Source organism: Pseudarthrobacter sp. fls2-241-R2A-127, assembly GCF_030209355.1.
Lineage (GTDB): Bacteria > Actinomycetota > Actinomycetes > Actinomycetales > Micrococcaceae > Arthrobacter.
This window is the reverse complement of the sequence record NZ_JARVSF010000002.1, coordinates 138,782-151,916: the sequence shown is the minus strand read 5'-3', so window position 1 is coordinate 151,916 and position 13,135 is coordinate 138,782. Positions and strand designations below refer to the sequence as shown.

General features: G+C 67.6%; 9 protein-coding genes and 3 tRNA genes. 4 read left to right on the top strand and 8 right to left on the bottom strand.

Annotated elements, in window-relative coordinates; genetic code table 11:
• Window positions 1-137: 137 nt before the first annotated feature.
• From QRN53_RS00740 to QRN53_RS00725, 4 genes are all read right to left on the bottom strand, one after another.
• Window positions 138-1,730, bottom strand: coding sequence for a glycoside hydrolase family 68 protein (locus QRN53_RS00740; protein WP_285242117.1), 1,593 nt, complete (start codon window positions 1,728-1,730; stop codon window positions 138-140).
• A gap of 672 nt (window positions 1,731-2,402) precedes the next feature.
• Window positions 2,403-2,478: transfer RNA gene (locus tag QRN53_RS00735), tRNA-Phe, on the bottom strand.
• A 48-nt stretch (window positions 2,479-2,526) separates the two neighbouring features.
• Window positions 2,527-2,600, bottom strand: a tRNA-Asp gene (locus QRN53_RS00730).
• A 91-nt stretch (window positions 2,601-2,691) separates the two neighbouring features.
• Window positions 2,692-2,764: transfer RNA gene (locus tag QRN53_RS00725), tRNA-Glu, on the bottom strand.
• A gap of 164 nt (window positions 2,765-2,928) precedes the next feature.
• Between QRN53_RS00725 and QRN53_RS00720 the strand changes: the two genes are divergently transcribed.
• The 4 genes from QRN53_RS00720 to QRN53_RS00705 all read left to right on the top strand — a co-directional run bounded on the left by QRN53_RS00720 (window position 2,929) and on the right by QRN53_RS00705 (window position 7,167).
• Entirely contained in the window at window positions 2,929-3,945 is a 1,017-nt protein-coding gene (locus tag QRN53_RS00720) for a PHP domain-containing protein (RefSeq protein ID WP_285242116.1), read from the top strand.
• Window positions 3,946-4,037: 92 nt separating this feature from the next.
• Window positions 4,038-5,018 (top strand): DMT family transporter, encoded by a 981-nt coding sequence (locus QRN53_RS00715; RefSeq protein ID WP_285242115.1) that lies wholly within the window; start codon window positions 4,038-4,040, stop codon window positions 5,016-5,018.
• 9 nt (window positions 5,019-5,027) lie between these two features.
• Window positions 5,028-5,486, top strand: a complete 459-nt coding sequence (locus QRN53_RS00710; RefSeq protein WP_285242114.1) for a metallopeptidase family protein — start codon at window positions 5,028-5,030, stop codon at window positions 5,484-5,486.
• 208 nt (window positions 5,487-5,694) lie between these two features.
• Window positions 5,695-7,167 carry a C40 family peptidase gene (locus QRN53_RS00705; RefSeq protein ID WP_285242113.1) on the top strand — a complete coding sequence of 491 codons (1,473 nt, stop codon included), beginning with the start codon at window positions 5,695-5,697 and terminating at the stop codon, window positions 7,165-7,167.
• A 25-nt stretch (window positions 7,168-7,192) separates the two neighbouring features.
• On the opposite strand, the gene QRN53_RS00700 is transcribed toward QRN53_RS00705, so the two are convergent.
• The 4 genes from QRN53_RS00700 to QRN53_RS00685 are packed head-to-tail and all read right to left on the bottom strand — an operon-like array spanning window position 7,193 to window position 13,135.
• Window positions 7,193-8,107 (bottom strand): ABC transporter permease, encoded by a 915-nt coding sequence (locus tag QRN53_RS00700; protein ID WP_285242112.1) that lies wholly within the window; start codon window positions 8,105-8,107, stop codon window positions 7,193-7,195.
• Complete coding sequence (locus tag QRN53_RS00695; RefSeq protein WP_285242111.1) at window positions 8,097-9,107, bottom strand: ABC transporter ATP-binding protein; 1,011 nt, start codon at window positions 9,105-9,107, stop codon at window positions 8,097-8,099. Before QRN53_RS00695 ends, QRN53_RS00700 begins: the two co-directional genes overlap by 11 nt.
• On the bottom strand, window positions 9,104-10,297 hold the full coding sequence (locus QRN53_RS00690) for a LolA family protein (RefSeq protein WP_285242110.1): 1,194 nt from the start codon (window positions 10,295-10,297) through the stop codon (window positions 9,104-9,106). The genes QRN53_RS00695 and QRN53_RS00690 overlap by 4 nt, the downstream gene beginning before the upstream one ends.
• 9 nt (window positions 10,298-10,306) lie before the next feature.
• Window positions 10,307-13,135, bottom strand: coding sequence for a PEP/pyruvate-binding domain-containing protein (locus tag QRN53_RS00685; protein ID WP_285242109.1), 2,829 nt, complete (start codon window positions 13,133-13,135; stop codon window positions 10,307-10,309).

Here is a 13,135-nt window from a genome sequence, read left to right as displayed (position 1 = left end):
ATGGGCCGGAAACACAGCGGGCCGCCGCGCCGAAGGGTATTGCCCGGGTGGAAAAGACCCAGGCGGGGAAGCCCCCAAGGACATCCCCGCCTGGGCGCCATGCAGCCGGAATTACCGGCGGCGGCGCAGAACGACGCCTACTTGTAGAGGCCCTGGCCGCCTACCCTGACGTTGGTGGGCAGGTAGCCGAACGGGCCAAGGCCGTTCCGGCCAAAGGTGCGGTCAACCTGCGATACGCCATCGCGGAAGTTGATCTTCACGGTCGGCGACAACGAACCACCGCGGACACCGTTGACGTTGTCGATGAACGACTGCACCAGGCCGCCGGGCTGCACGTAGTGCGAATAGGCCTGGAACTGCCGCCCGTTCTGCTTCGCGGACGGGCTCTCCGGTGCGTTGGCTGCCAGGTTGAGGTCCGTCGGGGAACCCAGCGCCAGGCCGCTGTTGTTCATCGGCTGGAAGTCGGAACGGACGCCGTCGCCGGCGAAGCCGTAGACGCCGTCGGGACCGCGCATACCGGCTGCATAAGTGAACTGGTGGCTGATGGTGAACAGGTAGTACTTGTTCTTCCCGCCCTCATTCTGGATGAAGATCTGCGGCCGCTCGGTCTGGTCGTTCACGCAGTTCGCGGAAAGGATCGGCGGGAGGAAGGACCATTTGGTCAGGTCCTTGTTGTCAGCCACGGCGAGGCCAACGTTTGCGGTCTGGTAGTAGGCGCCGCTGTTCTGGACGTCATTGACGTTCTCGGCGTGCGGATCGCCCGGCTTGTACCCGAGGTCCTCGTCCTTGCACTTGTAATCCCCTCGGGTGCCGCCGGTGTTGCCTTCGAACACCATGTAGGTCTTGCCCGGGTGGGCCGGGTCAACAAAGGTGTACGGGTCGCGGAACGCGAACCCTGGGTTCTGCGCCTTGGTCTGGTACATCTTTCCATCCGGTTCCAGCAGTTTGGTGTGCTGGAAGCCATCGAACGTGACGCCGTTCTTGTCGGCGTGGATGTTGCCCAGCGCCTTCGCGATCGCAGCGTCGGGAGCAATCCCGCCGCCACCGGCATTGCGCTGGGCAATGTCGTAGAACGTCGTGGCGGTGTAGAACACGTTGACGTGGTCACCCTGCATCAGGCGGGTGGAGCCGGACCACTCGGTGTTGCCGATGGAGGTGTTGTCCAGGAACAGGTGGCCGCCGTAGTTCCACTTGTCCTTTGCCGGGTCGGCGTTGGTCTTCCGGAAGAAGTAACCGATCCGGGCGTTCCAGTGGCGTTGGTCGAAGCCGTAGCCGGCGTGGCGGTCGGCCACCAGGGAGAAGATCACGTCCCAGCCCTTGTAGCTGATCTGGTTGGCATTCTCGTCGGTCAGGGACCAGGTGTCCCAGACCCAGACGTCGTCGTTCATGGTGGGGAAATCCTGGGGGATCTCCGGCATGGTGACGTCGGGGCTCATGGAGTTCTCGCCCGGGCTGACCGTCGAGTCGCTCTGGGCCATGATCTGCTTGGCATCGGCCCGGGTCCACTTGGAAGTGAAGTCCGACGCCGGATCGAACGCCTTCTGCGTGTGTCCGGTCGGGAGGGGGAAGCCCGGGGCGGGGGCCGGCATTTGCTGGACGGCGGGCGGATCGGACGGCTCGTTGGCCTGTGCCGAGGGGACGGCCAGGAAGGCCGAGGCGGCGACGGCCGCCGCCAATGCTGCGGCGGCGGGGCGCCACCGCAGCATCCGGTTCTGGGGGTGCTTGTGCATTGTTGCTCTTCTCGCGGAGTTGTAACTGTTCGTGGAAGACGGGCGTGTGCCCTTTGCCCCGACAACATCCGCGGCTCCGGCAACACCTCAGGCGCCGTCGGAGACGCCTTTGTGTGTCGGGATTCAACAGGGCCTGGGTAGGACCCCGGGCAGATGGAAAGCATGCTTTCCCTGGCCGCGATCCACGCTAGGTGGCAAGCCGCGGGCAATTCAAACCCTGTTTCGGCGGCTTGGAAGGACTACCGGCGAGTAGGGTGCAAGCGCTTACGCAAGCCAATGCGCGCGCGTGCCACAACGGTTTGGCGAGGGTCAAATGTTTCGTTGGGCGGTGGATCTATTTGTTGCGGCGCGCGCAGATGTTGCGCAGGCCACGCTTGCGGACCGGCATGAAAGCGGCAGCCGTCGTTGCCCAGGCGTGGTTCGCCAGGGGCGCCGGCCGCCTCGCCGCTGACTGGAAACTATGTCCAATGCGTGGCCCGGGTGGGAAGTTGAAGGCGGCACGGGAAGTATGGGCCGCGCAAGGGAATGTGGGCCAGGCCAATGGCCGTGGCGCAGAAGAATCCTGGTGGCGCGGATGACAATGGGTCGCGGGAATGCGGACGAGGTGGTGGCGCCTGATCCCGTGCCTTAAACGAAGAAAAGCACCAGTTCCGAAGAACTGATGCTTCCCAGTGGTGGCTCCGACCGGCGTCGATCCGGTGACCTTTCGATTTTCAGTCGAACGCTCTACCAACTGAGCTACAGAGCCTAGGTGACTAGTCACCATGAGAGCCGGAATTGCTTCCAACAATCAGAGCGACCCTGACGGGACTTGAACCCGCGACCTCCGCCGTGACAGGGCGGCGCGCTAACCAACTGCGCTACAGGGCCTTGCGTTTCTTGCTTTCACAGTATCTCTACCGCTTTTTTCAAGGCTTCCAGCCTACCAGACTTTTTCAGCCTGCCTGACCAGTTCCTTGCGTACCCCCAACGGGATTCGAACCCGTGCCGCCGCCGTGAAAGGGCGGTGTCCTAGGCCGCTAGACGATGGGGGCCAGAACCCGTTCGGAACAAAATAAAAGGCGTCAAGCGAGGCTTTCCGTCTTTGTCCTTTGCGTTTCTCCGAACTGGACTCAACAACTATAGGGCCTCTGCAGGAATTATCCAAAATCGGCCAAAAACACCGCCATTCCGCCAGTGCAGGGGCCAAGATGGACGGATGGATGCCGTCGCAGCCCTCAACGAGATTGCTTTCTGGCTGGAGCGCGGACGCGCCGCCACCTTCAAGGTCCAGGCCTTCCGGAAGGCGGCCGCCACCATTGGCGGCCTGGACCCGGACGAACTGGCGTCCCGCGCACGGTCGGGGCGGCTGAAGTCCATGAAGGGGATCGGCGACCGGACCTATACGGTGATCCGGGAGGCCGTGGACGGGCAAGTTCCCGAGTACCTGGCGGACCTCCGGGAGAAGGGCGCGCAGCCGCTGGCGGCCGGCGGCATGGACATCCAGGAAGCGCTTCGCGGCGACCTCCACAGCCACAGCGACTGGTCCGACGGCGGCTCACCCATCGAGCTGATGGTGGCCGCCGCGGAGGTACTGGGCAGGCAGTACCTTGCCCTGACCGACCACTCCCCCAACCTCACCATCGCCAACGGCCTCTCTCCCGACCGGCTCCGGGACCAATTGGACGTGGTGGCAGGCATCAACGGCAACGGCGGACCCACCCGGCTCCTGGCCGGCATCGAGGTGGACATCCTGGAATCGGGAGAACTGGACCAGGAACCGGAACTGCTGCAGCGGCTGGACGTTGTGGTGGCCAGTGTCCATTCGAAGCTGCGCGCGGACCGCAAGACCATGACCACGCGGATGCTCGGCGGAATCACCGATCCCCGGACCAACGTCCTGGGCCACTGCACCGGCCGCTTGGTGGAGGGCTCGCGCGGGACCAGGCCGCCGTCGGAATTCGATGCCAAGGAAGTGTTCGCCGCCTGCGCAGAGCACAACGTTGCCGTGGAGATCAATTCCCGGCCGGAGCGGCAGGACCCGCCCGACGACCTGATCCAGCTGGCCCTGGAGGCGGGCTGCCTGTTTTCGATCGACAGCGACGCCCATGCACCCGGGCAGTTGGATTTCCTGCAGTACGGCGCCGAAAGGGCAGCACGGAACAACGTTCCGGTGGAGCGGATCATCACCACCTGGCCGGTGGACAAGCTGCTTGCCTGGGCCGGTTCAGCGTAGGCCACCCAGGCCTCCCGGGGCGTTCGCCGCCGCTGCACCCGCATGGCCGATTCCCGCCAGCCGGGCGCCGCCGCCACCGCTACATTTGGTTCATGCCCCCATCCAGCCCCGCGCACCAACCCCTCACTCCCCCAGCTCCCGCCGCCGCCCCGGTGAAGGCCCTCGGCGTGGCGGCCATGGCGGTCACCGTGCTGCTGTGGGCCTCGGCATTCGTGGGCATCCGCGCGATCGGCCCACATTTTTCCCCGGGCTCCCTGACGCTGGGCAGGCTGGCGATTGCCGCCGTCGTCCTGGCCTTCCTGGTGGTTCCCCAACTCCTCAGGAGCCGCGTACTGCCCCGGGGGCGCGAGTGGCTGCCCATCCTTGCCTACGGAGTCATGTGGTTCGGCAGCTACAACGTGGCACTGAACGCCGCCGAACACATCCTTGACGCAGGCACCAGCGCCCTGCTGATCAACGTCAATCCCATCCTGGTGGCGATCATGGCCGGCATCTTCCTCAAGGAAGGTTTTCCGCGCTGGCTGCTGATCGGCAGCACGGTAGCCTTTGCCGGCGTTGCGATGATTGCCATTGGTTCCGGGCAGCCGCGCACCCCGGGCGGGAGTACGACGACGGACCTCGCCGGCGTGGCGCTTTGCCTCCTTGCCGCGGTACTCGCCGCAGTCAGCGTCATCATCCAAAAGCCGGTGGTGCGGAAGTTCCCCGCGGCACAGGCCACCTGGTTCGGCATCGTGGTGGGGGCGGTGTGCTGCCTGCCCTTTGCCGGGCAGCTCGCGGCGGAGGTACAGGCAGCCCCGCCGGAGTCCACCTGGGGGTTGGTGTATCTGGGCGTCTTTCCCACCGCCATCGCCTTCACCACGTGGGCCTACGCGTTGTCCCTGGTGGATGCCGGGAAGCTGGCGGCCACCACCTACCTGGTTCCCGGTACCACCGTCCTGATCTCCTGGCTGGTGCTCGGCGAGATCCCCACAGGATGGGGACCGGCGGGCGGCCTGGTGTGCCTGATGGGCGTAGGCCTGACCCGGCGAAGGAGCCGGGCATCCCGCACACAGCGCCGCCCGCTTCGGGGCTAGAGTCGACCTATGTCAGCCAGCCTGCCGCCGGGCCTGCCGATTGTCCCCTCAAGTTCCGACGGAACACCCCCGAACGGACCCGCCGCGGACGGGCCTTCCGGATTCGCCATGTCCCCGGACGAATTCGAAGCCGCCGTCCAGGATGCCCTCCACGGCATTCCGGACCGCCTGGCCCGGGCCATGGACAACGTAGCCGTCTTCATCGAAGACGACTACGTACCCGGCCCCGGGGAAGATCCGGATACCGTCCTGCTGGGACTCTACGAAGGGGTGCCGCTGACGGAACGCGACTGGTGGTGGGACGCCGGTTCCCTGCCTGACCGCATCACCATCTTCCGCGAACCCATCCTGGAGATCTGCGACTCGCGGGATGACGTGATCCACGAAGTGGCCGTGACAGTGGTGCACGAAATCGCCCACCACTTCGGCATTTCCGATGCCCGGTTGCACGAGTTGGGCTGGGGCTGATCCCGCTCCTGCTTGGTCCCGCCCCACGCAACACGCCCCGCCGCCAACGCCGCAAATGACATTCTTGTGGTTTATGTTATTGATGTGACTGCTGTTGCCAATGTGTAGCGAGTCACGTAACCTCGGACTGCTGGCGAGCAGCTGAGGGGCACCGTCGTGCCGCATCCAGAACCTCACTCCCAGCACTACTGTTGCGAGGTCTCTGCACATGGCTTTATCCGGATCCGGCCGCAAAACGGCCGTGCTGTGCGCCGCCGTCGTACTTTTTGCCTCTGCCGCAACACCTGCAGCTGCCGTACCGGCGCCTTCCGCGCCGCTGTCCGTTCCGGCGTCGCCGGACATCCCGTCGCCGGAAGACATTGCCGCGGCCAAAGCCAGCGAGACCGCGACGGCGGACCAGGTCACCGCGATCGAGCGGATCCTTGCGGACGCATCCACGGCCCAGCAGGCGGCCTTCGCGGTGGCTATGCAGGCAAACAACTCCTACAGCGAGGCGCTGGTGGAGCTGCAGCAAAGGACCCAGGACGCGACCGCAGCCTCCGCCCGCGCCTCGTCCGCGAAGGAGCAGCTGGACAAGACCCGGAAGCAGGTGGGCCAGCTCGCCGGGGACCTCTACCGCAACGGCGGACTGAACCCCACGCTAGGAACACTGGCCGGCGGCGGGGACAGCCTGCAGCAGGCCGCCACGCTCGAGGCCCTCTCCGCAAGCCGGAGCCGCGCCTTTGAAGCTGCAGACGCCGCGGCCACCGCTTACCGCTCCCTGACGGCATCCGCCGACGATGCCACCAAGGCCGCTGACGACGCAGCGAAAACCGCCGAACAGCGAAAGTCCCAGGCCGAAGAGGCCAACGCCGCGCAGGCCAAGGCCGTGTCCGACGCGAAAGCGCAGCGGACCGTACTGGTGGACCAACTGGCGCAGCTCCGCAACACCACCGTGGCGCTGGAATCGGCCCGCGTGGATGCGCTGGACAGGCAGCGTGAAGAGGCGCGTCTGGCGGCGTTGTCCGCCGCTGCCGACAAGGCGGCCCAAGACAAAGCCGCACAGGACAAAGCGGCACAGGACCAGGCCGCCGCACAGAACGTCCCGGCCCGGAACACGACGGCCCAGGACCCAGTGCCTGCTCCGGCCGCTCCTGCACCGGCGGCACCCGCCCCCGCGGCTCCGGCACCCGCCGCGCCCGCCCCCGCGACACCTGCCCCGGCCGCTCCGGCACCCGCCCCGGCGGCTCCAGCACCGGCCCCTGTTCCGGCCGACCCGGCCCCTGCCCCTGCGCCCGCCCCTGCCCCGGCTCCCCCATCAACCGGCGCCGGCACCTATGAGACAGCGATTTCCGTGGCCCTCGGGAAGGTTGGCGCGCCGTACTACTACCAGTGGGGCGGCACCGGCGTGTACGGCTTTGACTGTTCGGGCCTGGTGCAGAATGCCTTCGCCGCCGCCGGGAAGTACCTTCCCCGCACCGCGTCCCAGCAGTACGCTGCCGCCCCTGTCCATGTCCCGATCTCGCAGGCGCGCCGTGGCGATCTCCTGGTCTGGGGTTCGGATCCGAACTTTTACCACGTGGCCATCTACCTCGGAAACGGCCAGGTAGTACAGGCACTGAATCCGCAGGAAGGCATCACCGTCTCCAGCATCAGCTCCATGGTGGGAATGGACCTCTACCCTTACGCTGCCCGCTACTGAGCCGCGTTGAAGGGTCCGTCCCCACTCAGCTGAGGATGTCCTTGGTGACGAACCGGCCGTACGCCAGCGCACCGAACACCGCGACGTAGCCTGCCTGGAGCAATCCGTTGCTGCCGAAGGAGTCCCACAGCACCGGCTGGCGCAGCATGTCTCCGAAACCGAGCCAGTAATGGCTGAACAGCCACGGATGCAGCCACTCCAGCTGGGGAAGCTGGTCCAGGACCTCGGAAACAACCGAGACCACCACGGTGGCCGCCATCGCACCGACGGGGACCACGGTCATGGTGGAGAGAAACAACCCGATCGCTGAGAGGCCCGCCAGGGACACCGCAATGTAGGCGGCAATGAGCACTATCCGCACCGCAGCCTCGGCTGGCTGGACCACCCCGCCGGACAGCAGCGTCACCGGCCCAACCGGAAAGAGCGCCGCGCCGATGGCCGCCCCCGTCAGGCCGATGGCCAGCGGTGCCACGACGCAAAAAGCCAGCGCTCCAACGTACTTGACCAGGAGCAGGCGCACCCGGCCTGCCGGTGCCACCAGCAGGTAGCGGAGGGTTCCCAGGCCCGCTTCCCCGGCGATGGTGTCGCCGGCCACCACACCTACCGCGAGCGGCATGAACAGCGGGACGGACACCAGCATGGAGGTGAAGGCAACGAACAGGCCGTTTTGGGTGATCCGGTCAAGGAAGGCAGGGCCGCGCCCTGGCGGGACAGCGGACGAAACCTTGACCGCGACGGCGATGAGTACCGGAATGGCAGCCAGGGCCAACAGCAGAGCCCAGGTGCGCCGCCGCGAGAACAGGACTTTGAGTTCTGAAGCCAAGAAGGACAAACCGGAACCTGGCGCCCCGGAGCCGGACCGCTTTGATGCGCGCTGCGGGGCTGCCTGCGGCGCGGTCCCCGCGGCCTGTGGGATCTCGGCAGGCAGGCTACTGGGCAACGTCGAATCCTTCCCCGGTAAGGGCAACAAAGCGGTCTTCGAGGCTTTCCCGCTCGACGGCGAAGCCCCGGACACGCACCCCGGCCTGGACCAGGTGCGCCACCACTTCTTCCGGGAGCGGGGCGGATTGCTGGAGGGAGGCGCCCAGGGCTGCCACGATGGTCCCGCCGTCCGGCGACGGCTTGCCGGGATCCACTTCGGCAGGTTCAGGTGCCAGTCCCAGCCGGGTTAGGACTTGCCGTGCCGCGCCGTCATCCGGGGTGACCAGCCGGAGGCGAGTGCTGCCGGCCTGCCGGAGGTCGGAAAGGGGCCCTTGCGCCACGAGTTTGCCGGCGCTCATTACGGCGGCGTGCGTACACATCTGGTCCACCTCGGCCAGCAGGTGGCTGGAGACGAACACGGTGGTGCCCTCGTGGGCCAAGGAGCGGACCAGGTTGCGCACCTCGCGGGTTCCTTGTGGATCCAGCCCGTTGGTGGGCTCGTCGAGCACCAGCAGGTCCCGGGGCGACAGCAGCGCGTTGGCTATGCCCAGCCGCTGCTTCATCCCCAGGGAGTAGGCGTGGACGCGCTTCCCGGCGGCATGTTCCAGGCCCACGCGTTCCAGGGCCCGTTCCACCCGGGCTTTGCGGGTGGCCGGAACGGTGTGCCGGCCGGCGGCATCGAGCCGGTGGAGGTTGGCGGCCCCGGAGAGGAAGGGGTAGAACGCCGGCCCTTCCACCAGGGCGCCGACCCGCGGCAGCACCTCGTGGAATGCCTCAGGCATGCGCCTGCCGAGCAGGTTCACGGTTCCGGCGGACGCGGCCGCGAGGCCGAGCAGCATGCGGATGGTGGTGGTTTTACCGGACCCGTTGGGCCCCAGGAACCCAAAGACCGCGCCGTGCGGGACGGCAAGGTCCACAGCGTCGACGGCGGCCTGCTGGCCAAACCGCTTGCTCAGGTCATGGGTTTCGATCGCCAGCCCGGCAGCGTCCGGACCAGCGGCCGCCCGGCCCGCGCTCACCGAGCCGCTGCTGCTGCGGCCTGCAGCTTCTCCGGCGCCACCATGCCGGCGAATATCCGGCCGTCGTCGGTGATCAGCACGTTCAGCAGGGCGGTGGAGAGCAACCGGCCGCCCGGGACTGCGACTGCGGCCTGCGCCAGCAGCGGATCGCCCAGCAGGGACGCGGCAGCTGACCCCGAGGCGCCGGCAGCGGTCCCCACCACGGTTTCCCAGCCGGTTCCGGCCACGGAGACGTGTGCCTTCGCTTCGAGCTGGGGCAGCAGCTGGTCCGGGCTGGCCGGGGGCCCTGGATGCTGGGCATCTGTTGGTTCATGGGTCTTGGCCGGAACCGGCACATCCTTTACGGTGCTGCCAGGCGGTGGCGTGAAGCTGAACAACGACTGATCCGGCGTGTCCAGGGACAGTGCGGTGAAGCCGGAACGGAAAGCGGGCTTGTCCGCTCCGCGGGCGGTCACCTGGACGGACAACGGCATGCCGGTGTGGCCGTCCACGGCGATGGCCACCTTCCCCACCAGCGTGGCATCGGTGCGGGGCTCAAGCACAAGGTTGTAGGCGCTGCGCCCGGCAACGACGACGTCCGGTCCCACGGTGACGGCCGTGGTGGGATCGATCCTGGACAGGAACTGCTGTGCCAGGTCGCCCGGCGCGGGCACGCCAGGCGCACCCTGTGCGTCCTTCGAGGACGTCGAATCCCGGGTTTCTGCCGGCAGCGTCAGGTGCTCGGCGGTGTTGTCCTTCGATGAGTAGAACCAGACGTCATTGCCGTGCCGGACCACGTCCCGCTCGGCAAACTGGTCCACTACCTGCACTCGGGCGTTGTCCTTGCCCCCGACGTAGATGCGGGCAGTGTGCTGGCCCGACAAAAGCTCAATCACGGAAGCTGCGCTCCCGGGTGATGCTGGAGCGGAGGTCTTTCCGGCGGCCGGAAGCTCGGGCAGGCCCAAGTCCGCCACCTGCTCCAGGGTTCCCGAGAAAGACAACACTTGATGGGTGCCCACCATTTCCAGGACTTGGGCGGGGGTTTTGGCGGGCAGGGGGTCTCCGGCGCTGGCCGGAAGTGACCCGGTGAGGGTGCCCACGGCTATCACCACGGGGGCCGCGGCGGCAGGCAGCCACCGAAGCCATGTCCGGCGGCGCAATCCGCTGCGCCCTTGCAATCCTCCGCTGGAATCCAGCATGTTGGAACCCATAGATCAAGATTACGCCCGCGCGGCCGGGTCAGTGCCGGCATTGGCCCCTAAACCTTCGGCCGGGCGCTCCGGCACAACGGTTCCCGCGCCGCCGTCGACCGCTACTCTTTGGCCGGTGGTTATCAGCCTGGTGGCATCCGTGACCCCGACGACTGCGGGAATCCCGTATTCCCTGGCCACGACGGCGCCGTGGGAGTTGGCGCCGCCCATCTCCATCACCAGCCCGCCCGCTGTGAGGAACAAGGGGGTCCACCCGGGGTCCGTGGACGGTGCTACCAAAATTTCTCCAGGTTCAAGGCGGGCGCCGACGGGGTCCAGGACCACCCGTGCCGCCGCCGTCACCGTCCCTGCAGATGCAGGGCTTCCAGCCAGTGTTCCTTCGGCCAATCCGACGGGGGTGCGCACCGCTTCGGGTTCGGTGCCGTCGGAGAGGAGGACACGGGGTATGTGGCGGCGGTCAAGCTCCCGGCGGTAGTCCGCCCGCCGGCCCGCAACGGGCTCCCGGACGTCCGGGAGCGTCGCCCCCCGGTCCCCTCTTTCAGCGGTAAGGGCCTGCCGCGCTTCGGCGAAGTCCAGGAAGAAGACGTCGTCCGGGCGGTCGAGGGCCCCCGCCTCCGCCAAGTCAGCGCCCACCCGCAGCAGTTGCCTTCGGACTTCGCCGAGGCCAACCACAAGCTGGTACTTGGGCAGTTCCCGCAGGCCGGCGAACAGCCGCGCCCTGCGAAGGGCGGCCCGCAGCAGTGCTCCCCTGATCCTGCCGCGCCCGGCGGCGCGGGCAACGAGCAGCTCAACCTGCGCTTCAGCGTCCTCGGCTGCCTTGCTGAACTGCCGGTCCGGCGCGAGGGCAGGATCCTCCAACCGGAGGTAATTGGCCAGGATTCCCAGGATGTGCGCGGGCTCCTCCGACCATCGCGGCAGCCCGACGTCGATCTCGGCCACCGCCCGGTGTCCGTACCGGTCAAGGAACCTTCCCAGCCCGGCGTCCAGGCGCGGGGGCAGCCGCCCGGCCCTGAAATCATCTGCCAAGGCCGCTGGATCCGATCCCATCAGTGCGGCGGTCGATTCACCATCATCTTTGATGGCCGTCGCGAGGCGCCACAGCTCAAGGTCCATCTCGGTGGTGACGTTGTTCGGCAGGCCACGGATAACCGGCTGCAGTTCGTTCCACGCGTCATCGCCAAGGAGCTTTCCGGCGACGCCAAGCATGGCGAAACCCACCAAGGGAACAGGAAGTATGGCCGGAACAATCGGGAACAGGCGGGCTCCGAGGAGTGCCTCGACGTGGTCCAGCCTGGCCACGGTCCCGACGCCGTCGCCGGGGGCCAGCGATGCCTCGAAGCCGCGGGTAAAGCGGTCCAGCCTGCGGAGGGCTGCCCCGGGCCGGAGCAGTGCCCGGAGTATTGCTTGCGGAACCTTGGCGTGCAGCGCCGCCGGGCCCACGTGGCGGAGCAGCCCGAAGGGCGTCCTACTGGTCACCGCGAAGGCAGGGTCATCGAACAATTGCCGCATGACGGCCGCGGACCGCGCCTCCATGACGTCAAAGACCCGGGGAACGATGCGGCGGCCCACGGCACTGCGAAGGGGGGTGGTGAAGTCGATATACATCCGCTGCCCGGCCTCCGCGTAGGGGGACGGTCCCCGCCGGGGTTCGGGAACCGGGAACCGTGCGGCCGTGGCCACGGACGAGGCGACCAGGCGCAAGGCGGCGAGCCCCATCGGGGTAAGTGGCCTGGTGAGGCCCTGGGCCAGGCTGAAGCACAGGTACGCCCTGGTGCCGCCGGCGCCGGCGGCCCCGTTGCTTTCCGGGACGGGGTAAAGGGTGGTGATGGGCCTGGATTGTGTCAACCACAACGCACCGGCGGCGTCGATGGCCCACTCAAGATCCTGCGGAGTGCCGAAATGGTCTTCCGCCAGCAACCCAAGTTCCGCCAAGGCGGCCAGCTGGTGTTCCGTCAGGCTGGGCGTTCCGGTGTTGCGAGGCAACGTCCTGGTCTCCGTGCCGCCGCCGGGAAGCGGCCGGACCTGGATGCCTTCCCCGCCAAGCCACTGCTCCAGCACCTTGCCCGTCAGGCCGTCCACCACGAAGTGGTCGGGGTTGACCGCGCCGGAGACCACGGCTTCGCCGAGGCCCGGAGCGGCATCGATGACCAGCTGGCGGCGCCGCCCGGTGAGCGGGTTCGCCGTGAACATGACTCCCGCCGTGTCCGCGTCCACCATCCGCTGGACCACCACGGCGAGGGCCACTCCGGCGGGGTCGATGCCCAGGCTTGCCCGGTAGGCAGTTGCACGGTCGGTCCAGAGCGATGCCCAACAATTGCGGACAGCTTGAAGGACCGCCTCTGCTCCGACGACGTTGAGGTAGGTGTCCTGCTGGCCTGCGAAACTCGCAAACGGCAGGTCCTCGGCGGTGGCGGAGGACCTTACCGCCACCGGCACGTCCGGACCCATCGCGGCGTACGCCTGCTGGACGGCCTCGGATATTGGCGCCGGCAGCGGCGCCCCCAGGATTGCGGCGCGCGCCGTTCCGGCCGGCCCGGCCAGGTCGGTTGACCCGCTGGGGGCCGGATCATGGCCCGTGGCCGGTGCTGACGCCCGCAGTGCTGCGTAGGCATCCGCGAGTGCCGGAAGGACCGGGTCAGGAGCGCCGACCACCTGCCAGTACGCCTCTGTGGTCAGACAGAAACCTTCCGGGACGGGCAACCCGGCGGAGAGCAACTCGCCGAGGTTCGCCGCCTTGCCACCCACCAGCGCCAGCATTCCGGCGTCGAGGGCGGCCAGCGCCAGGACCGGCCCGGCGTCCCCGCTGGTGCCCGGTGACGGCATCCCGTGCCGCTCCAT

Coding starts and splice junctions, on each gene's coding strand:
- QRN53_RS00690 (WP_285242110.1), bottom strand. CDS start 10,297: ATGGGTTCCAACATGCTGGATTCCAGCGGAGGATTGCAAGGGCGCAGC.
- QRN53_RS00720 (WP_285242116.1), top strand. CDS start 2,929: ATGGATGCCGTCGCAGCCCTCAACGAGATTGCTTTCTGGCTGGAGCGC.
- QRN53_RS00715 (WP_285242115.1), top strand. CDS start 4,038: ATGCCCCCATCCAGCCCCGCGCACCAACCCCTCACTCCCCCAGCTCCC.
- QRN53_RS00685 (WP_285242109.1), bottom strand. CDS start 13,135: ATGGAGCGGCACGGGATGCCGTCACCGGGCACCAGCGGGGACGCCGGG.
- QRN53_RS00740 (WP_285242117.1), bottom strand. CDS start 1,730: ATGCACAAGCACCCCCAGAACCGGATGCTGCGGTGGCGCCCCGCCGCC.
- QRN53_RS00705 (WP_285242113.1), top strand. CDS start 5,695: ATGGCTTTATCCGGATCCGGCCGCAAAACGGCCGTGCTGTGCGCCGCC.
- QRN53_RS00710 (WP_285242114.1), top strand. CDS start 5,028: ATGTCAGCCAGCCTGCCGCCGGGCCTGCCGATTGTCCCCTCAAGTTCC.